This is a genomic window from Mangrovihabitans endophyticus, from assembly GCF_014646155.1.
GTDB lineage: Bacteria > Actinomycetota > Actinomycetes > Mycobacteriales > Micromonosporaceae > Actinoplanes > Actinoplanes endophyticus.
In genome coordinates, this window is sequence record NZ_BMMX01000061.1 from 1 (window position 1) to 24,419 (window position 24,419).

Sequence of the window (24,419 nt, forward strand, 5' to 3'; positions counted from 1 at the left end):
GAGCCGACTGTGGCGTTGGTGTCGAACGTGACGGGTCGGGTCGAGTCCGGGCTGTTCGCGGATGCCGAGTATTGGGTGCGGCATGTGCGGGCCACGGTGCGGTTCGCCGATGGTGTCGCGGTGATGGTGCGGGAGTCCGGTGTGGATACCGTGGTCGAGGTGGGCCCGGACGCGGCGCTGACCCCGATGATCACCGACGAGGACGTGCTGGCGATCCCGGCGCTGCGCCGCGACCGGGCCGAGGACCTGGCGCTGACGCAGGCGGTCGCGCAACTCTGGACCGCGGGCGTGGACGTGGACCTGACCGGCTGGTACCCGGGCGCGGGCCGGGTGCCGCTGCCCACCTACGCGTTCGAGCACGAGCGCTACTGGCCGCGCCCGCTGGCGCACTCCGGCGACGTCGGCTCCGTCGGCCTCACCGCCGCCATGCACCCGATGCTGGGCGCCGCCATGGCCCTGGCCGACACCGGCGAGATGGTGTTCACCGGACTGCTGTCGCTGCGGGTGCACCCGTGGCTGGCCGACCACACCTCCGGCGGGCAGATCGTGCTGCCCGGCTCGGCCTGGCTGGAACTGGCCGTGCGGGCCGGTGACCAGGTCGGCGCGGAACGCGTCCAGGACCTGGAACTGCTCGCGCCGCTGGCGATCAGTGACCGCTCCTCGGCCGCCCTGCAAGTGCGCGTCGGCACGCCGGATGACGACGGCACCCGTTCCGTCTCGCTGCATTCGCGCTCGGAGACCGGCGACGGGCCGTGGGTGCTGCACGCCCGCGGCACCCTGGCGGCGGGCAAGGACGGCATCGAGTTCGACGCCTCCTCCTGGCCGCCCGCGCACGCCGTGCAGACCGACCTGACCGGCTTCCACGAGGTGCACGGCCACGGGGACGCGTTCACCGGCCTGCGCGCCGTCTGGCTGCACGGCGACGAGGCGTACGCGGAAGTGGCCCTGCCGGACACGGTGGCCGGCGACGCCCAGTACTTCGGCATCCACCCGGCGCTGCTGGCCGCGGTCACCCACGTGACCGGGCTGCTCGGCCTGGACGACACCCTGGTGCCCGGCGCGTGGAACGGCGTCACCCTGCACGCCGCGGGCGCCGCCGTGCTGCGGGCACGCATCGAACGGCTGGGCGACGACCGGGTGCGGATCGCCGCGGTCGACCCGGCCGGCGCGCCGGTGCTGTCGGTGCGCGAACTCGTGCTGCACCGGCCGCCGGAGGCGGTCGCGGCGGCCGAGCAACTCCCGCTGTTCCGGCTCGACTGGCCCGCGGTGGACACCCCGCAGCCGGCCCCGGTGCGGCACGCCACGCTCGGCGCCAGCCTGGAGGAGCTGCCGGGCGACGTGGAGGTCGTGGTGGTGCCGGTCACCGGCGACCCGGACGACGTGGTCGCCTCCACACACGCGGTCACCGGCCGGGTGCTGGACGCCGCGCAACGGTTCCTGGCCGACACCCGGCTGATGAACGCCCGCATGCTGTTCGTCACCGACGGGGCGGTCGCCGCCGACGAGGGCGAACCGATCCGGGACCTGCCCGCGGCCTCAGTCTGGGGACTGGTCCGTTCCGCGTACGCGGAGAACCCGGACCGGTTCCTCATCGTGGACACCGCCGACGTGGCCGCGTTCCTGCCGCTGCTGCCCGGCCTGACCGCCGACGGCGACCAGCAGTTCGTGGTCCGCGACGGCACGGTCCGGGTGGGCCGGATGGCCCGGCTCGCCTCGGCACGGGGCCTGCTGCCGCCGGCCGGCGGCGCGTGGCGCCTGGTGCGCGCGGGCGGCGACGTCACCCTGCGCGCCTGCCCGGAGGTGTGGGAATCGCTGGCGCCGATGCAGGTGCGGGTGGACGTGTACGCCGCCGCGCTGGACGAGGCGGACCGGCGTGCCGGCGCCGAAGGCCCGCTGGGCGCCACGGTCGCCGGAGTGGTCACCGAAGTCGGCGCGGACCTGCGCGGATTCATCCCCGGCGACCGGGTGATGGGCCTGGTGACCGGCGGCGCCGGACCGATCGCGGTGGCCGACGGGCGCACCCTGATGAGCGTGCCGGACGGCTGGACATGGCGGGAGGCCGCCGCCGCGGCCGCCGGACCGGAACCCGTGCGTCCCGCCGCGGTGGACGCCTGGGACGTGCGGCGCGCCCGGGAGGCGCTGGCCACGCCGGTGACCGGCCCGGTGGTGCTGGAGATGCCGCAACGCTGGCAGCGGGAAGGCACCGTGCTGATCACCGGCGGCACCGGCGCGCTGGGCCGGCACTTCGCCCGCCGGCTGGTCGCCAACGGCGTACGGCACCTGCTGATCACCAGCCGGCGCGGCCCGCAGTCGCCCGGCGCCGCCGAACTGGCGGCCGAACTGGACGCGCTGGGCGCGGGCGTGCAGATCGTGGCGTGCGACCCGGCGCACCGGGACCAGGCCGCCGCGATGCTCGCCGCGATCCCGCCGGAGCGCCCGCTGACCGCGGTGTTCAACATTGCCGGCGCGCTGGACGACGCGATCCTCACCTCGCTCACCCCGGACCGGATGACCACGGTGCTGCGCCCGAAGGTGGACGCGGTGTGGAACCTGCACGAACTGACCCGGGACATGGGCCTGGCCGCGTTCGTGTCGTTCTCCTCCGGCGCCGGCATGATGGGCAACCCCGGCCAGGCCAACTACGCCGCCGCGAACTCCTTCGTGGACGCGCTGGCGCACCACCGGCAGACCGCCGGGCTGGCCGCGCTCACCCTGGCCTGGGGGCCGTGGGACGACACCGACGGCATGACCGGGCTGATGTCGGACACCGACCTGCAACGCATGCGGGCCAGCGGCATGCCGCCGCTGCAAGTCGACGAGGGCCTGGACCTGTACGAGGTGGCGATCGGATCGGACGCCCCGTACGTGGCGCCGATGGGCATGCGTGCCGGACCGGCCGCACCCGGCGCGTTCGTGCCGCCGCTGTTCCGCGGCCTGGTGCGGACGGCCCGGCGGGCGGCGGCCACCGCGGAGGCCGGCGGCGCGTCGCTGACCAAGCACCTGTCCCGGCTGGGCGGCGCGGACCGCGCCCGGGCGCTGGTGGACATGGTGCGCGCCGAGGCCGCCGCGGTGCTCGGCCACACCGGTGCGGACGCGGTCGACGCCCAGCGCAACTTCTACGAGCTGGGCTTCGACTCACTGACCGCGGTGGAGCTGCGCAACCGGCTGTCCGCGGCCACCGGCCTGCGGCTGCCCGCCACCGTGGTGTTCGACAGCAAGACACCCGACGAGCTCGCCGGGTGGATCCGCGCCGAGCTGGGCAGCCAGGAGGGCGCCGACCCGGGCCTGGCCGCGGGCGCCGGCGGGGAACCGGAACGAGACTCGCTGGAGCGGCTGTTCCTGGACGCGCTGGGCGTGGGCAAGGTGCGCGAGGCCCAGCGGATGCTGGCCACCCTCGCCGCGCTGCGGCCCACCTTCACGTACGCCTCGGAGCTGGAGGACTTCCCGCTGCCGGTGCAGCTCGCCGAGGGCGCCGCAGCGCCGCAACTGATCTGCGTGCCGGCGCCCACCGCGAACTCCGGGCCGCACCAGTACTCGCGGCTGGCCGCGCACTTCCGCGGTGTCCACGAGGTCAGCGCGCTGCCGCTGGTCGGGTTCGCCACCGGTGAGCGGCTGCCGGACAACGCGGAGGTCGCGGTGCGGGTCATCGCGGAGAGCGCGCTGCGGGCCAGCGACGGCAAGCCGTTCGTGCTGATCGGGCACTCCTCCGGCGGTTCGCTGGCGTACGCGGCGGCGGGCATGCTGGAGAACACCTGGGGGGTGCGCCCGGAGGCGGTGGTGCTGCTGGACACGCTGAGCTTCCAGCACAACGACGACGAGGGCGTGGACTACGGCGGCATGATGCAGCTCAACTTCGCCGGCGGGGACGACACCTCGGCGGTGCGCCTGACCAACTCCCGGCTGTCCGCCATGGGCCGCTGGATGGTGCTGCTGAACCGGATGGAGGTGGAACCCACCAGCGCGCCGGTGCTGTCGGTGCGATGCACCCGGGAGAGCGTCGCGGGCAGCACCGCCGACCTGAGCCCGATCGTGGACGGGGCGGTGGTGCGCCCGGTGGACGCCGACCACCTGTCCCTGGTGCGTGAGGACTCGGCGCACACCGCGGAGCTGGTGACGCAGTGGCTGGCCACCCTGACGACGGCAACCGCCGGTCAAGGCTAGGGATTTTCGCGGTGCGCTTCTTGCAGAGTGAATCCGACCGGGGGTCCCCACCCCGTGGCCACGGACCGCTCTCGGAGGCTGCCGATGTCGAACGAGGAGAAGCTCCGCGAGTACCTGAAGCGGGCGATCGCGGATCTGCAGGACAGCCGTGAGCAGCTACGCGAGGCCGGTGAACGGGATCGCGAGCCGATCGCGGTGGTGGCCGCCGGATGCCGGTATCCCGGCGGTGTCCGCTCCCCGGAGCAGCTTTGGGAACTCGTCGACGCGGGGGAGGACGCGGTCAGCGGCTTCCCCCGCAACCGCGGCTGGGATCTGGGTGCCCTGTACCACCCGGACCCCGCGCATCAGGGCACCACCTACTGCACCGAGGGTGGCTTCCTGCATGAGGCGGACCGATTCGACCCGGCCGTGTTCGGCATCTCGCCCCGCGAGGCGCTGGCCATGGACCCGCAGCAGCGGCTGCTGCTTGAGGTGTCCTGGGAGACCCTGGAACGGGGCGGGCTGGACCCGACCGGGCTGGCCGGGTCGCGCACCGGCGTGTTCGTCGGCACCGGGCACGGCGGCTACGACACCACCGGCGGGCACGGTCACGCGGTGGCCGGCGGGCATCTGCTCACCGGCAACGCGGTGAGCGTGGCCTCCGGCCGCATCTCTTACGTGCTGGGCCTGGAGGGCCCGGCGATCAGCGTGGACACCGCCTGCTCCTCGTCGCTGGTGGCGCTGCACCTGGCGGTCCGGTCGCTGCGCTCCGGCGAATGTGACCTGGCGCTGGCCGGCGGCGCCACCGTGATGTCCACGCCGCAGATGTTCCTGGAGTTCTCCCGCCAGCAGGGGCTGGCCCCGGACGGCCGGTGCAAGCCGTTCGCCGCCGCCGCCGACGGCACCGGCTGGGCCGAAGGCGTCGGCATGCTGCTGGTGGAGCGGCTGTCCGACGCCCGGCGGCGCGGGCACCCGGTGCTGGCCGTGGTGCGCGGCACCGCGGTCAATTCCGACGGCGCGTCCAACGGGCTGACCGCCCCGAATGGCCCGTCGCAGCAGCGCGTCATCCGGGCCGCGCTGGCCGACGCCGGGCTGTCCACTCAGGACATCGACGTGGTGGAGGCGCACGGCACCGGCACCCGCCTCGGCGACCCGATCGAAGCCACCGCGCTGCTGGCCACGTACGGGCAGGACCGCGCCGGGGAACCGGTGCTGATCGGCTCGCTGAAGTCCAACCTGGGGCACACCCAGGCCGCGGCCGGCGTGGCCGGCGTGATCAAGATGATCCACGCGATGCGGCACGGAACCCTGCCGGCCACCCTGCACACCGACGAGCCGACCCCGCACGTCGACTGGACCGCCGGCGCGGCTCGCCTGCTCACCCAGCCCCAGCCGTGGCCGGGGGTGGACCGGCCGCGCCGCGCCGCGGTGTCCTCGTTCGGGGTCAGCGGCACCAACGCGCACGTCATCGTGGAGGCGGCCGACGAGCCTGCCCCGGCGCCGCCGGCGCCGGACACCGGCCTGCCCTGGCTGCTGTCCGCCCGCACCGAACCGGCGCTGCGCGCGCAGGCAGCCGCGCTGCTTGCGCACGCCGACGGCGGCGACGACGTCGCCTGGACGCTGGCCACCGGCCGGGCACTGATGGAGCACCGGGCCGTGATCACCGGCGATCGCCGCGCCGCGCTGGAAGCGGTGGCCGCGGGCGGCGGCCTGACCGGTGTGGCCGCGGCCCGCCCATGCGCGTTCTTCTTCGCCGGGCAGGGCGCGCAGCGCGCCGGCATGGGCGACGAGCTGGCGCGCCGCTTCCCGGCGTTCCGGGAGGCTTTCGACGCCGCCCGCGCCCACCTGCCCGGCGTGGACTGGGACGACCTGGACGCCACCGGCAACGCTCAGCCCGCACTGTTCGCCTTCGAGGTGGCGTTGTTCCGGCTGCTGGAGTCGTGGGGGCTGCGCCCGGCGATGGTCGGCGGCCACTCGGTCGGCGAGATCGCCGCCGCGCACGTGGCCGGGGTGCTCGACCTGGCCGACGCGGCCGCGCTGGTGACCGCCCGCGGACGGCTGATGCAGGCGCTGCCCTCCGGCGGCGCGATGATCGCCGTGCAAGCCGACGGCCGCGAACCCGACGACCTGGATCTGCCGCCCGGGGTGGAGGTGGCCGCGGTCAACGGCCCCGGATCGTTCGTGCTGTCCGGCCCGGCCGAGGCGGTGACCGCGGCCGCGTCGGCGTTCGGCCGCACCAAGCGGCTCGCGGTCAGCCACGCCTTCCACTCCGCCGCGATGGATCCGATGCTGGACGAGTTCCGCGCGGTGCTGTCCGGGCTGAGGTTCCGCAAGCCCGCCACGACCGTCGTGTCGGGCGTCACCGGCGCCGTGGCCGGTGACGAATTCGCCACCCCCGGATACTGGCTGCGCCAGGTGCGCCAGCCGGTGCTGTTCCGCGACGCGGTGCGCGCGGCCGAAGACGCCGGCGCGACGGCCTTCGCCGAGGTCGGCCCCACCGGCACGCTCGCCGCCATGATCGCCGAATCGGCCGCCGGTGATCCGGTGGTGGCCGCGATGCAGCGCCGCGACGACGAAACGGCGGCCCTGTTCGAGGGTCTGGGTCGGCTGCACGTGTCCGGCGTGCGGGTCGACTGGCCGGCCGTGCTCGGTCCGGGCCGCCGCGTCGACCTGCCCACGTACGCGTTCCAGGAGGAGCCGTTCTGGCTCATCCCGCCGGCCGCGGGGCCCTCCGGTGACGCCCTCACCTACGACATCGGATGGGTGCCGGTCACCGCCGCCACCGGCGTGGCCACCGGCCGCTGGCTGGTGGTGACGCCGGATGAGCGCGGCGAGATGTTCGGCGGCCTGGGCGACGCGCTGGCCGCCCGCGGCCTGGACGTGACCACGCTGGCCGTCCGCGACGGCGACGACCTGGCCGAGCGGATCGGCGCGGCCGGCCCGGTGGACGGGGTGCTGTCGCTGCTGGCCGGCGACGCCACCGGCGACCCGGTGTGGCGCACCGTCGCGTTGCTGCAGGCGTTGGACGCCCTGGACTGGGACGCACCGCTGTGGTGCGTCACCCGCGGCGCGGTCGGCACCGCGCCCGGCGATCCGGTCACCGACCCGGCGCAGGCTCGCCTGTGGGGACTGGGCCGGGTGGCCGCGCTGGAGATGCCGCACCGCTGGGGCGGGCTGGCCGACCTGCCCGCCACCGTGGACGCCGGCGCGGTGGCCGCGCTGGCCGGTGTGCTGGGCGGCGGGCAGGACCAGGTCGCCATCCGCGCCGAGGGGGTGCTGGCCCGCCGCCTGCGCCGCACCACCACGCCGAGCGCCCCGGACTGGACCCCACCGGCCACCGTGCTGGTCACCGGCGGCACCGGGGCACTCGGCGGGCACGTGGCCCGCTGGCTGTTGCGCGCGGGCACCCGCCGGGTGGTGCTGGCCGGGCGCCGCGGCCCGGACGCGCCGGGCGCCGCCGAACTCACCGCCGAACTCACCGCCGACGCCGATGCCGCCGCGACCGAAGCCGACGGCGCCGCACCGGGGGACCGGCCGCGGGTCGACGTGGTGGCCTGCGACGCCGCCGACCGCGCCGCGCTGGCCGCCCTGCTGGACGAGGTGCGCCCGGACGGCATCGTGCACGCCGCGGGCGTGCTGGACGACGGCCTGCTCACCGCGCTCACCCCGGAGAAGCTGGACGCGGTGCTGCGCGCCAAGGCGCAGGCCGCGGCGAACCTCGACGAACTGGCCGGTGACGTGGCCATGTTCGTGCTGTTCTCGTCGATCGCCGGCACCGTCGGCAACCCGGGCCAGGCCAACTACGCCGCGGCCAACGCCCACCTGGACGCGCTGGCCGACCGGCGACGCGCGCAGGGCCGGGCGGCCACCGCGGTGGCGTTCGGCCCCTGGGCCGCCGGCATGGGCGCGGACGCGGACGCCTCCGCCCGCCGCGCCGGGCTGCGCCCGATGGACCCGCGCCGCGCTCTGGGCGCGCTGCAAGCCGCGGTCGCCGCCGGGCGCGCCGCGGTCACCGTCGCCGACATCGACTGGCCCGCGTACGCCGCCGCGCTGACCGCCGTCCGTCCCGCGCCGCTGCTGGACGAGGTGCACACCTCGCCTGCCCCGGCCGCCGGGACCGGCACCTCCCCGGCGGACCCCGGCGACCTGCTGTCCCTGGTTCGCGAGCACGTCGCCGGGGTGCTCGGCCACGGCACTGCGTCCGGTGTGGACGCTCGCCGGCCGTTCCGCGACCTGGGCTTCGACTCGCTGACCGCGGTGGAGCTGCGCAACCGGCTGGCCGCGGCCACCGGGCTGAAACTGCCCGCCACGCTGCTGTTCGACCATCCCACCGCGGCGGCGGTCGCGGCCTACCTGCGCGCCGAGACCACCGGCGGTGCGGACGACGCCCCGGCGGCCCCGGTCACCGCCGCCGCAGGCGATGAGCCCATCGCGATCGTCGCCATGGCCTGCCGTCTGCCCGGCGGGGTGCGCAGCCCGGAACAGTTCTGGGCGATGCTGGACGGTGGCCGCGACGGCGTCACCGGGTTCCCCGCCGACCGCGGCTGGGACATCGACCGGCTCTACCACCCCGACCCGGCACACCAGGGCACCACGTACGCCCGCCATGGCGGCTTCCTGGACGACGTGGCCGGCTTCGACGCGGGCTTCTTCGGCATCTCGCCGCGCGAGGCGCTGGCCATGGACCCGCAGCAGCGGCTGATGCTGGAGCTGTCCTGGGAGCTGTTCGAACGCGCCGGGATCGACCCGGAGACCGTGCGCGGCACCGCCACCGGCGTGTTCGCCGGCACCAACGCCAACGACTACCAGACCATCATGGCGGGCTCCGCCGACGAGGTCGCCGGGCACCTGCTCACCGGCAACGCGGCAAGCGTGCTGTCCGGCCGGGTGGCGTACACGTTCGGCCTGGAGGGCCCGGCGGTCTCGGTGGACACCGCCTGCTCGTCGTCGCTGGTGGCGTTGCACATGGCGGTCCGCGCGCTGCGCTCCGGCGAATGCGCGATGGCGCTGACCGGCGGCGTCACGGTGATGTCCACCGCGTACCCGTTCGTGGAGTTCTCCCGGCAGCGCGGCCTGGCATCGGACGGCCGGTGCAAGCCGTTCGCCGCCGCGGCCGACGGCACCGGCTGGGGTGAGGGCGCCGGCATGCTGCTGGTGGAGCGGCTGTCCGACGCCCGGCGGCTCGGGCACCCGGTGCTGGCGGTGGTGCGCGGAACCGCCATCAATTCCGACGGCGCGTCCAACGGGCTGACCGCCCCGAACGGCCCGTCGCAGCAGCGCGTCATCCGGGCCGCGCTGGCCGACGCCGGGCTGTCCACCTGCGACGTGGACGCGGTGGAGGCGCACGGCACCGGCACCACGCTGGGCGACCCGATCGAGGCGCAGGCGCTGCTCGCCACGTACGGGCGGGACCGGGACGCCGCCCGCCCGCTGCGGCTGGGCGCGGTGAAGTCCAACATCGGCCACACCCAGGCCGCCGCCGGGGTGGCCGGGGTGATGAAGATGGTGCTCGCGCTGCGTCACGAGATGCTGCCGCGCACCCTGCACACCGACGCGCCGACGCCGCACGTGGACTGGACCGTCGGCGCGGTGGACCTGCTCGCCGAGCCGGCGGCGTGGCCGGCCGGGCAACGGCCGCGGCGGGCCGGGGTGTCGTCGTTCGGCATCAGCGGCACCAACGCCCACGTCCTGGTGGAGGAAGCGCCGCCCGTTCCCGCCGGCCAGCCCGGCGCCGACTTCGCCGGCCCGGTGCCGCTGATGCTGTCCGCCCGCAGCGCCGACGGCGTGCGCGCCCAGGCCGCCGCCCTCGCCACGCACCTGCGCGACACCGGCGCCGACCCGCGCGACGCCGGGTACTCGCTGCTGACCACCCGCGCGGCGCTGCCGCACCGGGCCTCGGTGACCGGCCCCGACCGGGCCGCCCTGATCACCGCGCTGGAGGCGGTGACCGACACCGCGTACGCGGAGACCGACAGCCGCCCGGTGTTCGTCTTCCCGGGCCAGGGCGCGCAATGGCCGGGCATGGCCGTCGCCCTGCTCGACGAGTCGCCGGTGTTCGCGCAGCGGATGCGCGAGTGCGCGGACGCGCTCGCCCCGCACTGCGACTGGGACCTGATCGACGTGCTGCGCAGCGGCGCCTTCGACCGCGTGGACGTGGTGCAGCCGGTGCTGTGGGCGACCATGGTGTCGCTGGCCGCGCTGTGGCGCGCGCACGGCGTGGAACCGGCCGCGGTGGTCGGGCACTCCCAGGGTGAGATCGCCGCCGCCTGCGTGGCCGGGGCGCTCAGCCTCGACGACGCCGCCCGGGTGGTGGCGCTGCGCAGCACGGCGATCACCGCCCTGGCCGGGCACGGCGGCATGGCCTCGGTGGCCGAACCGGTGGCGCGGGTCCGCGAGCGCCTCACCGCGTTCGGCGACCGGCTCGCGGTGGCCACCGTGAACGGCCCCCACTCGGCGGTGGTGGCCGGCGAACCCGGCGCGCTGGACGAACTGGCGCAGGGGTGCGCCGCCGACGGCGTGCGGGTCAAGCGCATCGACGTGGACTACGCCTCGCACTCGCCGGCCGTGGAGGCCATCGAGGACGAACTGCTCGACGTGCTGGCCCCGATCACCCCGCGGGCCGCTCAGGTGCCGTTCTGGTCCACCGTCGGCGCTGCCGGCGACGCCGCGCCCGGCCCGTACGACACCCGCGGGCTGGACGCCGCCTACTGGTACCGCAACCTGCGCCGCACCGTGGAGTTCGAGAACACCACCCGGGCGTTGCTGGCCGCCGGGCACCGCGTCTTCCTGGAGATCAGCCCGCACCCGGTGGTCACGCCGGGCCTGCGCGAGACGATCGAGGACGCGGGCGAGACCGCCGCCGCGCTCGGCACGCTGCGCCGCGACGAGGGCGGCCTGGAACGCTTCCGCGCCGCGCTGGGCGCCGCCCGCGACCACGGCGCCGCGGTGCACGCCGCGACCCTGTTCCCCGGCGCCGCCGCAGTGCCGCTGCCCACGTACGCGTTCCAGCGCCGCCGGTTCTGGCCCCGGATCACCGACGCGGTCGGACCGGGTGCGCTGGACCACCCGATGCTCGGCTCCGCGGTGCATCTGGCCCGCGGCGACGGCCTGGTGGTCTCCGCCCGCTGGTCGTTGCGCACCCACCCGTGGCTGGCCGACCACGCCGTCGCGGGCGCCGTGCTGGTGCCCGGAGCGGCCCTGGTGGAGGCGGTCATCCGGGCCGGCGACGAACTCGGCTGCGGCCGCATCGACGAGCTGACCCTGCACGCGCCGGTGGTGGTGCCGGAGCGCGGCGACGTGCCGGTGCAGATCACCGTGGACGCCGCGGACGACACCGGCCTGCGCGCCGTGACACTGCACACGCTGGCCGGCGACGAATGGGTCACGCACGCCACCGGAGCGTTGGCCCCCACCGGGAACGTGCCGGCCACGCCGGGCGACGACGTGTGGCCGCCGGCCGGCGCGGAACCGGTCGACGTCACCGGCTTCTACGAGCGCCTCGCCGCCGACGGGTACGGGTACGGGCCGCTGTTCCGCGGCGTGCGAGCCGCCTGGCGGCACGGCGCGGACATCCTGGCCCACGTGGTGCTCCCGGACGACAACGACGGGGCGGCCTTCGGCATCCACCCGGCGCTGCTGGACGCCGCGCTGCACGCGGCCACCCTGGGGCCGTTGTCCACACAGGACGGCGCGGGCATGCCGTTCTCGTGGCGCGGCGTCGCCCTGCATGCCACCGGTGCCACCGCGCTGCGGGTGCGGATCGCCGGAACCGGCCCGGACACCGTGGCCGTCACCATGGCCGACGAGTCCGGCGTCCCGGTCGCCGAGATCGGCGCGCTGGCGGTGCGGCCCATCGACTCCGGGACCACCCGCCGCGCCGGGCACCGCCCGTACGGCATCGGCTGGACCCCGGTGCCGCCCGCGGCGCAGCCGGCGACCGGATACACCCTGGTCGAGGACGCCGGCTTGGAAACCGTCCTGGCGCACCTGCAGGACCAGACGGACGACAACGACCGGCTCGTGGTGGTCACCCACGGCGCGGCCGGGGACACGGTCACCGACCCCGGCGCGGCCACGGTGTGGGGCCTGGTCCGCTCCGCCCAGTCCGAGGAACCGGACCGGATCACCCTGGTGGACCTGGACGACAGCCCCGCCTCCCGGGACGCCCTGCCGTCGCTGGTCGCCACCGGCGAACCGCAGCTGATCGTCCGCCGCGGCGCCGGCTTCGCGCCACGCCTGGAACACCCGGAGGCGCCGCTCACCCCGCCTGCGGCGCCGTGGCGGCTGGACACCACCACCCACTCCTCGATCGACGACCTCACCCTGACCGGCGCGCCGGACACCGCCGAACCGCTGGCCCCCGGCCAGGTCCGCCTAGCGGTGCGCGCCGCGGGCCTCAACTTCCGCGACGTGCTGAACGCGCTGGGCATGTACCCCGGCGGCGCCCGGTATCTCGGCTCGGAGGCAGCCGGCGTGGTGGTCGAGGTGGCACCCGACGTCACCACGCTGACCCCCGGTGACCGGGTGACCGGCATGGTGCCGGGCGGGTTCGGCACCCACGCGGTCGCCGACCACCGGGTACTCACCCGCTTCCCGGCCTCCTGGACGTTCGCCCAGGCCGCCGCCGTCCCGGTGGTCTTCCTCACCGCCTGGTACGCGCTGCGCGACCTGGCCGGGCTGCGGGCCGGCGAGAGGGTGCTGGTGCACGCGGCCACCGGCGGCGTCGGCATGGCCGCCACCCAGATCGCCCGGCACCTCGGCGCCGACGTTGTCGGCACCGCGAGCGAGGCCAAGCAGCACCTGCTGCGCGCTGCCGGGTTCCCGGACGACCACATCGCCGACTCGCGCACCCTGGACTTCACCCGCGCCTTCGCCGACGGCGTCGACGTGGTGCTCAACTCGCTGTCCGGGGACTTCGTCGACGCGTCGCTGAGCCTGTTGCCGGCCGGCGGCCGGTTCGTCGAGATGGGCAAGACCGACGTGCGCGACGCCGAGCAGATCCGCGCCGGGCACGGCGTCGCCTACCGCGCGTTCGACCTGATCGAAGCCGGACCGCAGCGCATCGGCGAGATGCTCGCCGAGCTGCTCGCCCTGTTCGAGTCCGGCGCGCTGCACCCGCTGCCGGTCACCGCCTTCGACGTCACCCATGCCCGGGACGCGTTCCGGCTGATGTCCCAGGCGCGGCACACCGGCAAGGTGGTGCTGACCACGCCGCGCGACTGGGACCCGGACGGCACCGTGCTGATCACCGGCGGGGCCGGCGAACTCGGCGGGCTGCTCGCCCGGCACCTGGTCCGGCGCGGCGTCCGGCACCTGCTGCTGGCCGGGCGGCGCGGCCCGGACACCCCGGGTGCCCGGGACCTGGTCGCCGAGCTGACCGAGGCCGGGGCACAGGTCACCGTGGCCGCCGCCGACGTGTCGCGGCGCGCGGACGTGGCCGCGCTGCTGGCGGCGGTGCCCGCCGAGCACCCGTTGACCGCCGTGGTGCACGCGGCAGGTGTGCTGGACGACGGTGTGATCGGCACGCTCACCCCGCAGCGGCTGCACGCCGTGATGGGGCCGAAGGCGGACGCCGCGCGGCACCTGGACGAGCTGACCCGCGACCACGACCTCGCCGCGATGGTGTTCTTCTCCTCCGCAGCCGGCGTGTTCGGCTCACCCGGCCAGGGCAACTACGCCGCCGCGAACGCGTACCTGGACGCGCTGGCCACCGCGCGGTGCGCCGCCGGGCTGCCCGCCACCTCGCTGGCATGGGGCCTGTGGGCGCAGGCCAGCGGCATGACCCGGCACCTGGACGACGCCGACCGGGACCGCTCCCGGCAGGGGCAGGGTGGCCTGGCCCTGTCCACCGAGGACGGCCTGGCGCTGTTCGACGCCGCACTGGAGGCCCGGCGCGCCCTGCTGGTCCCGGTCCGGCTGGACACCGCCGGGCTGCGCGCCCGCTCCCGCGACGAGATCCCGCCGCTGCTGCGCGGCCTGTTCGGCGCGGCCACCCGGCGCCGGGCCGGCGCGGCCGGCGGCGGCGACCTGCGGCAGCGTCTGGCCGGGCTGACCCCTTCCGACCGCCACGCCACGCTGCTGGACCTGATCACCAGCACCGCCGCCGCGGTGCTGGGGCACACCGGCGGGGACGCCGTGGACGCCGGGCAGGCGTTCCGCGACCTGGGCTTCGACTCGCTCACCGCGGTGGAGCTGCGCAACCGGCTGTCCGCCGCCACCGGGCTGAAGCTGCCCGCCACGCTCGTCTTCGACCACCCCAGCCCGGTGGTGCTCACCGGGCACCTGCTCGCAGAGCTCACCGGCGGCGCCGCGGCGTCGGTCAGCGCCGCGCCCACGGCGGCCCGCGACGACGAACCGGTGGCGATCGTGGCGATGGCCTGCCGGCTGCCCGGCGGGGTGCGCTCCCCGGAGGACTTCTGGGACCTGCTGGACGCCGGACGCGACGGCATCGCCGCGATGCCCGGCGACCGCGGCTGGAACCTCGACGGCCTGTACGACGACGTGCCCGACGACCCCGGCTCGTCGCGCACCCGCGAGGGCGGCTACCTGGACGGGGTCGCCGACTTCGACGCCGGGTTCTTCGGCATCTCCCCGCACGAGGCGCTGGCGATGGACCCGCAGCAGCGGATCCTGCTGGAGACCGCGTGGGAGACCTTCGAGCGGGCCGGCGTCGACCCCAAGGCGGTGCGCGGCCGTCCGGTCGGTGTGTTCGCCGGGGTGTCCTCCAGCGACTACCTGTCCCGCGTCGGCGACGTGCCGGCCGACCTCGCCCCGTACATCAACAACGGCAACGCGATGAGCGTGGTCTCCGGCCGGGTGGCGTACACGTTCGGCCTGGAAGGCCCCGCCGTCACCGTGGACACCGCCTGCTCGTCGTCGCTGGTGGCGTTGCACATGGCGATCGGCGCGCTGCGCTCCGGCGAATGCGAGATGGCGCTGGCCGGTGGCGTCACCGTGATGACCTCGCCGCGCATCGTCGTGGACTTCGCCCGCCAGCGCGGCCTGGCCATGGACGGGCGGTGCAAGCCGTTCGCCGCGTCCGCCGACGGCGCCGGCTTCTCCGAGGGCGCCGGCCTGCTGCTGCTGGAACGGCTGTCCGACGCCCGGCGTCACGGCCACCGGATCCTCGCCGTGGTGCGCGGCTCCGCGGTGAACTCCGACGGCGCGTCCAACGGCCTGTCCGCCCCGAACGGCCCGTCGCAGCAGCGCGTCATCCGCGCCGCGCTGGCCGACGCCGGACTGTCCACCTCGGATGTGGACGCGGTGGAGGCGCACGGCACCGGCACCCGGCTCGGCGACCCGATCGAGGCGCAGGCGCTGCTGGCCACCTACGGGCGGGACCGGGACGCGGACCGGCCGCTGCGGCTCGGCTCGGTGAAGTCCAACATCGGTCACACCCAAGGCGCGGCCGGGGTGGCCGGGGTGATGAAGATGGTGCTCGCCCTGCGCCACGGCACCCTGCCGCGCAGCCTGCACGTGGACGCTCCGACCCCGCACGTGGACTGGGCGGACGGCGCGGTGGACCTGCTCACCGAGCCGGCGGCCTGGCCGGCCGGGCAACGGCCGCGGCGGGCCGCGGTGTCGTCGTTCGGCATCAGCGGCACCAACGCGCACGTGATCGTCGAGGAAGCGGCGCCGCAAGACACCGCCGACGCCGTGCCGGCCGACCCCGGCCCGGCGCTGCCCGGCGAACCGCTGCCGTGGCTGCTGTCCGCCCGCTCCGACGCGGCCCTGCGCGGGCAGGCCCGCGCGCTGCTGGAGGGCGCCGGCGACGAGGACCCGGCGGCCGTCGCGCGGGCGCTGGTGCACACCCGCACCCGGCACGAGAAGCGCCTGGTAGCGGTCGGCGCGGACCCGGCGCGGGCGCTGCGCGCCTTCCTCGACGGCACGCCGGATCCGGGCGTGGTCAACGGATCCGCGTCCGGGCGGGAACGTCGCGTGGTGTTCGTCTTTCCCGGCCAGGGCGCGCAGTGGGCGGGCATGGGCCGCGACCTGATGACCGATCCGGTGTTCGCCGCACGGATGCGGGAGTGCGCCGACGCGCTCGCCCCGCACACCGACTGGTCACTGACCGAGGCCCTGGACGACCCGGCGCTGCTGGACCGGGTGGACGTGGTGCAGCCCGCCCTGTGGGCGGTGATGGTGTCGCTGGCCGCGGTGTGGCAGGCCCACGGCGTGCGCCCGGCGGCGGTGCTCGGCCACTCCCAGGGCGAGATCGCCGCGGCCTGCGTGTCCGGGGCGCTGTCGCTGTCCGACGGGGCCGCGGTGGTGGCGCTGCGCAGCCGGGCCATCGCGGCGACCCTGTCCGGGCGCGGCGCGATGGCCTCGATCGCCACCAGCCGCGCCGACGTGGAAGAGCGCTTGGCCGGCGTCGGCGGGCGGCTGTCGGTGGCCGCCGTCAACGGTCCCGGCACGGTGGTGGTGTCCGGCGACCCGGACGCGGTCGACGAACTGGTCGCCGCCTGCGCCGCGGACGGCCTGCGCGCCAAACGGATCAGCGTGGACTACGCGTCGCACTCCGCGCACGTGGAACAGATCCGCGACCAGTTGCTGGCCGAGCTGAAGGCGGTGGAGCCGGGCCGCGGCGCGGTGCCGATGCGCTCCACCGTGACCGGTGAGTGGGTGGACGACGACGGACTGGACGCCGGGTACTGGTACGAGAATCTGCGCCGCACCGTGCGCCTGGAGGAATCGGTGGGCGCCCTGCTGGAGTCCGGGCACGACGTGTTCGTGGAATGCAGCCCGCACCCGGTGCTGTCCGGCAGCCTGGAGGACGTGGCCGCCGCGGCGGGCGCCGACGCGGTGGTGCTGGGCACGCTGCGCCGCCACGACGGTGGCCGGGAACGGCTGCTCACCTCCCTCGCTCAGGCGCAGGTGCGCGGCGTCGCGGTGGACTTCGCCCCGGCGGTCGGCCGCGGGCCGGTGACCGACCTGCCCACGTACGCGTTCCAGCGGGAACGGTACTGGCTGGAGGCCGCCGCGCGGCGCGACCCGGCGGGCCTGGACGCGGCGGTGCATCTGGCCGGCGACGCCGGGGTGGTGCTGACCGGCCGGATCGGGCCGCTCGCGCCGTCGTGGCTGGCCGCGCACCGCATCGCCGACCGGGTGGTGGTGCCCGGCGCCGCCTACCTGGAATGGGCGGTGCGGGCCGGCGACGAGGCCGGGCTGCCGGTGGTCGCGGAGCTGACCGAGGACGCCCCGCTGGCCGTCGACGGCGACACCGAGATCCAGGTGACCGTGGCCGCGGATGGCGCGCTCGCGGTGCACGCCCGCAGCGACGCCGACGCGGCGTGGACCCGGCACGCCACCGGCCGCCTCGTCACGGCCGACCCGGCGGCGACCGGCGACACCACGGCGGCCGTCGAACCGGCGACCGGAGCGGGCATCGCCGTGTCGGTGCCCGACGCCACCGGATTCCGCCTGCACCCGGACCTGCTGCAGGCGGCACTGTCCGGCGACGGGCTGCCGACCGCCTGGCGCGGCGTCACCGTGCACGCCACCGGCGCCACCGAACTCACCGTGCACACCACCGACCGCGGCGACGGCACGGTCGCGGTGACCGCGGTGGACGCCGCCGGGGACCCGGTGGTCACCGCCGCGTCGGTCACGCTCACCCCGGCCGGCCGGCTGGCCTTGCCGGCGGCCACCGGCGCCGCGCCGCTGTACCACGTGGACTGGGAACCGGTGCCGCTGCCCGCCGACCCCGCGGACGCGTCGCTGCGCCGGATCACGGCCGGCGGCGACCCGGTCACCGCCGCACACGCGGCCACCCGGGAGGCGCTGGCCGCGGTCCAGGAGTGGCTCGCCGGGCCGGACGCCGGCACCCTGACCGTGGTCAGCGCGGAACCCGGCGTACACGGGCTGATCCGCTCCGCGCAGTCCGAGCATCCCGGCCGGTTCCGGCTCGTCGACGCCGCCCCGGACACCCCGGACGCGCTGCTGCTCGCGGCCGCCGCGACGGACGAGCCGGAACTGCGGCTGCGTGACGGCGCCGCGTCCGCGCCGCGGCTGGACCGCGCCCCGGCACCGCAACGGACCGACGGCGCGGACGGCGGCACGGATGGGGGCGGCAGCGCGGACTGGGGCGGCGGCACGGTGCTGATCACCGGCGGCACCGGCACGCTCGGCGCGCTGCTCGCCGAGCACCTGATCACCACGCACGGGGTCACCCGCCTGGTGCTCACCTCCCGGCGCGGCCCGGACGCACCCGGGGCGGACGCCCTGCGCGACCGGCTCACCGCGTGCTCCGGCGGTGCGGCCGAGGTCACCGTCGCGGCCTGCGACGCCGCCGACCGTGACCGGCTCGCCGAGATCCTCGGTGGCATCGCCGACCTGACCGGCGTGGTGCACGCCGCCGGGGTGCTGGACGACGGCCTGATCGAGAGCCTCACCCCGGACCGGGTGGACGCGGTGCTGCGCCCCAAGGCGGACGCCGCCTGGCACCTGCACGAGCTGACCCGCGACCGTCAGCTCGCCCAGTTCGTGATGTTCTCCTCGTTCGCCGGGGTGGCCGGTGGCATGGCCCAGGCCAACTACGCCGCCGCCAACGCGGTGCTGGACGACCTCGCGCAGCGTCGCCGCGACGCGGACCTGCCCGGCCTGTCGCTGGCCTGGGGCTTCTGGGAGCAGCGCAGCGGCCTCACCGCGGACCTGGACGCGGCCGACATGTCCCGGATGACCCGCTCCGGCCTGCTGCCCATCACCGGGGAACAGGGCCTGGCCATGTTCGACGCCGCGCTCGCCACGGACACCGCCCGGCTGGTGCCGGTCCGGCTGCACGTCACCGGCGAGCCCCCGGCGCTGCTGCGCCGCCTGGTCCGCGGTGGCGCGCGTCGGGCCGCGGCAACCTCCGGCGGCGGTGTCGCCGGCGGGGCGGACGACCTGGCCGCCCGGCTCGCCGGGCAACCGCCCGCGGAACAGGAGAAGACCCTGCTGCGGCTGGTCGCCGGGCACGTCGCCACGGTGCTCGGCCACGCCAGCGCGGACGCGGTGGAACCCGACCGCGGCTTCCTCGACCTGGGCATGTCCTCGGTCACCGCGGTGGAGCTGCGCAACCGGCTCAACGCCGACACCGGGCTGCGGCTGCCCACCACGCTGATCTTCGACCACCCCACCCCGATCGGCCTGGCCCGGGTGCTGCGGGACCGGTTGCGACCCGGCGACGCGGCGGTCCCGCCGGTGTTCGCCGAGCTGGCCGGGCTGGAATCGGCGGTCGGCCTGGCGGACCTGGACGCGGCCGCCCGCGCCCAGTTGGTCGCCCGGCTCAAGGCCCTGCAGTGGAAGCTCGACGACCCGTCCGCCGGCTCCGGCGACGACATCGACGTTTCCTCCGACGACGAGATGTTCGACCTGATCGACCGGGAACTCGGCCGCGCCTGAGGCGCACTCAGCCGGCGCGACCGAACAGCCACAACGGAAGGTTCCCCATGCCCAGCTCCGAGGACAAACTCCGCGACTATCTGAAGCTGGTGACCGCCGACCTGCGGCGCACCCGGCAGCGGCTGGAGTCCGTCGAGGCCCGCGACGCCGAACCGATCGCGATCGTCGGCATGGCCTGCCGTTTCCCCGGCGGCGTCAGCAACCCCGACGAGTTGTGGCGGCTGGTCGCCGACGGCGTGGACGCGATCGGCGACCTGCCCGGCGACCGCGGCTGGGACGTCGAGGCGCTGTACGACCCGGAGCCCGGCAAACCCGGCAAGAGCTATGTGAAGCGGGGCGGCTTCCTCACCGGCGCCGGCGACTTCGACGCCGACCTGTTCGGCATCTCGCCACGCGAGGCGCTGGCCATGGACCCGCAGCAGCGGCTGCTGCTGGAGAGCGCCTGGGAAGCGGTGGAACGCGCCCGCATCGACCCGGCGAGCCTGCGCGGCAGCACCACCGGCGTGTTCGTCGGCGGCACCGACACCCACTACGGCGAGCTCGCCCGGCAGGCCGAGGAGACCGGCGGGCACCTGCTCACCGGCGGCGCGGTGAGCGTGCTGTCCGGGCGCATCGCGTACGCGTTCGGGCTGGAAGGCCCGGCCGTCACGGTGGACACCGCCTGCTCGTCGTCGCTGGTGGCGCTGCACATGGCGGTCCGCGCGCTGCGCTCCGGCGAATGCGACATGGCGCTGGCCGGCGGCGTCGCGGTGATGCCCACCACCGACCTGTACGTCGAATTCTCCCGCCAGCGCGGCCTGTCCCCGGACGGGCGCTGCAAACCGTTCGCCGAGGGCGCGGACGGCACCGGCTGGGCCGAAGGCGTGGGCCTGCTGCTGGTCGAGCGGCTGTCCGACGCGCAACGGCACGGCCACCAGGTGCTGGCCGTGGTGCGCGGCACCGCGGTCAACTCCGACGGCGCGTCCAGCGGGCTGACCGCCCCGAACGGCCCCTCGCAGCAGCGGGTCATCACCGCCGCGCTGGCCGACGCGCACGTGGCGCCGTCCGACGTGGACGTGGTGGAGGCGCACGGCACCGGCACCACGCTGGGCGACCCGATCGAGGCGCAGGCGCTGCTGGCCACGTACGGGCAGGACCGTCCCGCCGGGCGTCCGCTGCGGCTGGGCGGCATCAAGTCCAACATCGGCCACCCGCAGGCCGCGGCGGGCGTGGCCGGCATCATCAAGATGGTGATGGCGATGCGGCACGGCGTGCTGCCGCAGACCCTGCACGTGGATCAGCCCACGTCCCACGTGGACTGGGCTGATGCGGGCGTCAGCCTGCTCACCGAGCCGGAGCCGTGGCCGTCGCTTCCCCGCCCGCGCCGCGCCGGGGTGTCCGCGTTCGGCATCAGCGGCACCAACGCCCACGTGATCCTGGAACAGGCGCCCGCCGCCGCGGAACCGGACGGCGACGCGGACCCGCAAGCGCCGGCCGACGATGCCGGGCCGCTGCCCTTCGCGCTGTCCGCCCGCACCCCCGCCGGGCTGCGCGAGCAGGCCGCCCGGCTGGCCGCGCACCTGTCGGTCGGCACGGACCGGGCGAGCGACGTGGCCCGGTCCCTGCTGACCACCCGCAGCATGCTGCCGGAACGCGCGGTCACCTTCGCCGCGACCGACGCCGAGGACGCCGCCGCGCTGCGCGCCCTGGCCGACGGCCGGCCCGCGCCCGCCGTGGTCACCGGGACCGCCCGGCCCGGCCGCACCGCGTTCCTGTGCACCGGCCAGGGATCCCAGCACCCCGGCATGGGCCGCGACCTGTACGCCCACTTCCCGGCCTACCGGGAGGCCCTCGACCAGGTGTGCGCGCACCTGAGCATCGACTGGGACGACCTGGACGCCACGGGCAACGCCCAGCCCGCCATCTTCGCCGTCGAGGTGGCACTGGCGCGGCTGCTGGAGTCGTTCGGCGTGCGCCCGGACGTCCTCATCGGACACTCGGTGGGCGAGATCGCGGCCGCTCACCTCGCCGGCGTGCTGTCCCTGCCGGACGCCTGCACGCTCATCACCGCCCGCGGGCGGTTGATGCAGCAACTGCCGGCCGGCGGGGCGATGGTGGCGGTGCAGGCCGCCGAGGCCGACCTCGACCTGCCCGACGGGGTGTCCCTCGCCGCGGTCAATGGCCCGGACGCGGTGGTGCTGTCCGGCCCCGAAGCGGCGGTGCTCGACGCCGCGTCCGGCTTCGCGCGCACCAAACGGCTGAACGTCAGCCACGCGTTCCACTCCGCGCTGATGGACCCGATGCTCGACGAGTTCGCCGCGGTGGTCGCCGGGCTCACCCTGCGCACCCCGGTGGTGCCGCTGGTCTCCAACGTGACCGGCCGGGTGGAGACCGACCTGTTCACCGACCCCGGCTACTGGGTGCGGCACGTGCGGGCCACCGTGCGGTTCGCCGACGGGCTGGCCGCCGCGGACGCGGCCCGCCGCATCGAGATCGGCCCGGACGCGGTGCTGTCCGCGATGGCCGGCGACACCGCAGCCACCCTGCGCCGCGGGCGCGACGAGGTCGCCACGTTCCGTGCCGCGGTGGCCGCGCTGCACACCCGCGGCGCACGCGTGGACTGGCCGCTGCCCGGCGGCCACACCGTCGACCTGCCCACGTACGCCTTCCAGCGCCGCCGCTACTGGCCCCGCCCGAGCGCCGGCCGCGCCGATGTGGGCGCCGCCGGGCTGGACCTCGCCGACCACCCGCTGCTCGGCGCCTGCGCCGAACTCGACGGCGGCGGCCTGCTGCTCACCGGTCGGCTCAGCGTGGCGGACCAGCCCTGGCTGGCCGACCACGTGATCCTCGGCTCGGTGCTGCTGCCCGGCACCGCCTTCGTGGAACTGGTCCTGCGGGCCGGCGAGGAGGCCGGCTGCGACCTGGTCGACGAACTGATGCTCGCCGCCCCGCTCGTGCTGCCCGAGCGCGGCGGCGTCCAGATGCAGATCCACGTCGGCCCGCCCGCCGCCGACGGCCGCCGTCCGGTCGCGGTGCGCTCCCGGCCCGAGGGCAGCGCCGGGGCGTGGACCGAGCACGCCACCGGATTCCTCGCGCCGGACGCCGCCGCAGCAGCGCCCATGCCCGCCGCCTGGCCGCCGGCCGGAGCCGAACCGGTCGCCCTGGACGGCATGTACGACCGGATGGCCGAGGGCGGATTCGCCTACGGCCCGGCGTTCCGCGGCCTGCGCGCCGCCTGGCGCCAGGGCGACGACGTGTACGCCGAGGTGGCCCTGCCGGACGACACCGACGCCCGCCGGTACGGCCTGCACCCCGCCCTGCTCGACGCCTGCCTGCACGTCTCGGCCTTCAACGGCCTGGACCGCGGCGTCGTCCCGTTCGCCTGGCAGGGCGTGTCCGTGCACGCCACCGGCGCCGCGGCGGTGCGGGTGCACGTCGCGCGGACCGGCGACGACGCGGTGCGCGTGACGGTGGCCGACCCGGCCGGCGCGCCGGTCGCCGATGTCGGCTCGCTCACCCTGCGCCGCGCGGCGACCACCACCACGACCCGCGAGGACCTGTACGAGCCACGCCTGACCCCGGTCACCCCGACCACTCCCGGCAAAGCGTCCGATGTGGACGTGGTGTACACGCCCGCCGGCGACGGCGACCTGCCCCAGTCGGCGCACGACGCCGCGGCCTGGGCGCTGCGCCTGGTGCAGGAACGCCTCACCGGGGCCGACGAGCGTACCCTCGCGATCGTCACCCGCCCCGGTGATCTGGCGGGTGCGGCGGTGCGGGGTCTGGTGCGCTCGGCGCGGTCGGAGAATCCGGGCCGGTTCGCGCTGATCGAGTGCGACGGTGAGGTGCCGGTGGCGGCGCTGGCAGCCGCGACGGTGGAGCCGGAGTTGGTGCTGCGCGACGGCGCGGCCTATGCGCCGCGGTTGGTGCGTGCGGCCGGGACCGCAGAGTCGTTCGCGTGGCCGTCGCAGGGCACGGTGCTGGTGACCGGTGGCACGAGCGGGCTGGGTGCGGTGGTGGCCCGGCACCTGGCGGGGCGGGGCGTGACCGACCTGGTGCTGGCCAGCCGTCGAGGCTCCGGGGCTGCGGGGGCGGCCGAGCTGGCCGGGGAGACCGGTGCCCGGGTGGTGGCGTGTGACGTCGCGGACCGGGATGCGGTGCGGGAACTGGTGGCCTCTCTGCCGGATCTGCGGGCGGTGGTGCACTCGGCGGGGGTGCTGGACGACGGGGTGATCGGTTCGCTCACCCCGGAGCGCCTCGCGGCTGTGCTGGCGCCGAAGGTGGATGCCGGGTGGCATCTGCACGAGGCGACCGCCGACCGTGACCTGGACGCCTTCGTGCTGTTCTCCTCGGTGTCCGGCCTGTTCGGCGGCCCCGGGCAGGGCAACTACGCGGCGGGCAACACCTTCCTGGACGCGCTGGCCGAGCACCGCCGCGAGCGTGGCCTGCCCGCCACCTCGCTGGCCTGGGGACCGTGGACCCGCGACGGCGGCATGACCGGCACCCTGTCGGACACCGACGCGGCCCGCATCGCCCGCCACGGCATGCCCGAACTGACCCCAGCCCAGGGCACTGCCCTGCTCGACGCCGCGCTCACCGCGGACGCGCCGGTGCTCGCCCCGGTTCGCTTCGACCTGAGCGCGCTGCGCGCCACCGGCGACGTGCCACCGCTGCTGCGCGGCCTGGTCCGCGCACGGCCGCGCCGCGCCCTTGCCGCAGCCGCCGCGCCGGCCGCCGCCGTGACCGGCGACCTGCTGGACACCGTCCGCGCCGAGGTCGCTGCGGTGCTCGGCCACACCGACGCCCAGGGCCGCCCGGACGCGGCCGGCATCGACCCGCAGCGCGCCTTCTCCGACCTGGGGTTCGACTCGCTGACCGCGGTGGAGCTGCGCAATCGGCTGGGTGAGGTCACCGGGCTGAAG

Annotated in this window: 2 protein-coding genes and 1 pseudogene; all 3 read left to right on the forward strand. The window is 76.1% G+C overall.

Features of this window, described 5'->3' with window-relative positions; translation table 11 throughout:
- Window positions 1-27: 27 nt before the first annotated feature.
- Window positions 28-4,161 (forward strand): SDR family NAD(P)-dependent oxidoreductase, encoded by a 4,134-nt coding sequence (locus IEY73_RS30605; RefSeq protein WP_189082831.1) that lies wholly within the window; start codon window positions 28-30, stop codon window positions 4,159-4,161.
- An 84-nt stretch (window positions 4,162-4,245) separates the two neighbouring features.
- Window positions 4,246-19,518 carry a type I polyketide synthase gene (locus tag IEY73_RS30610; RefSeq protein ID WP_189082832.1) on the forward strand — a complete coding sequence of 5,091 codons (15,273 nt, stop codon included), beginning with the start codon at window positions 4,246-4,248 and terminating at the stop codon, window positions 19,516-19,518.
- Window positions 19,519-19,568: 50 nt separating this feature from the next.
- Window positions 19,569-24,419 (forward strand): annotated as a pseudogene (locus IEY73_RS30615) (SDR family NAD(P)-dependent oxidoreductase); the annotation flags it as partial.

Excerpts from the sequence above, each read along its gene's own strand:
- IEY73_RS30610 (WP_189082832.1), top strand. The coding sequence starts at position 4,246 with ATGTCGAACGAGGAGAAGCTCCGCGAGTACCTGAAGCGGGCGATCGCG.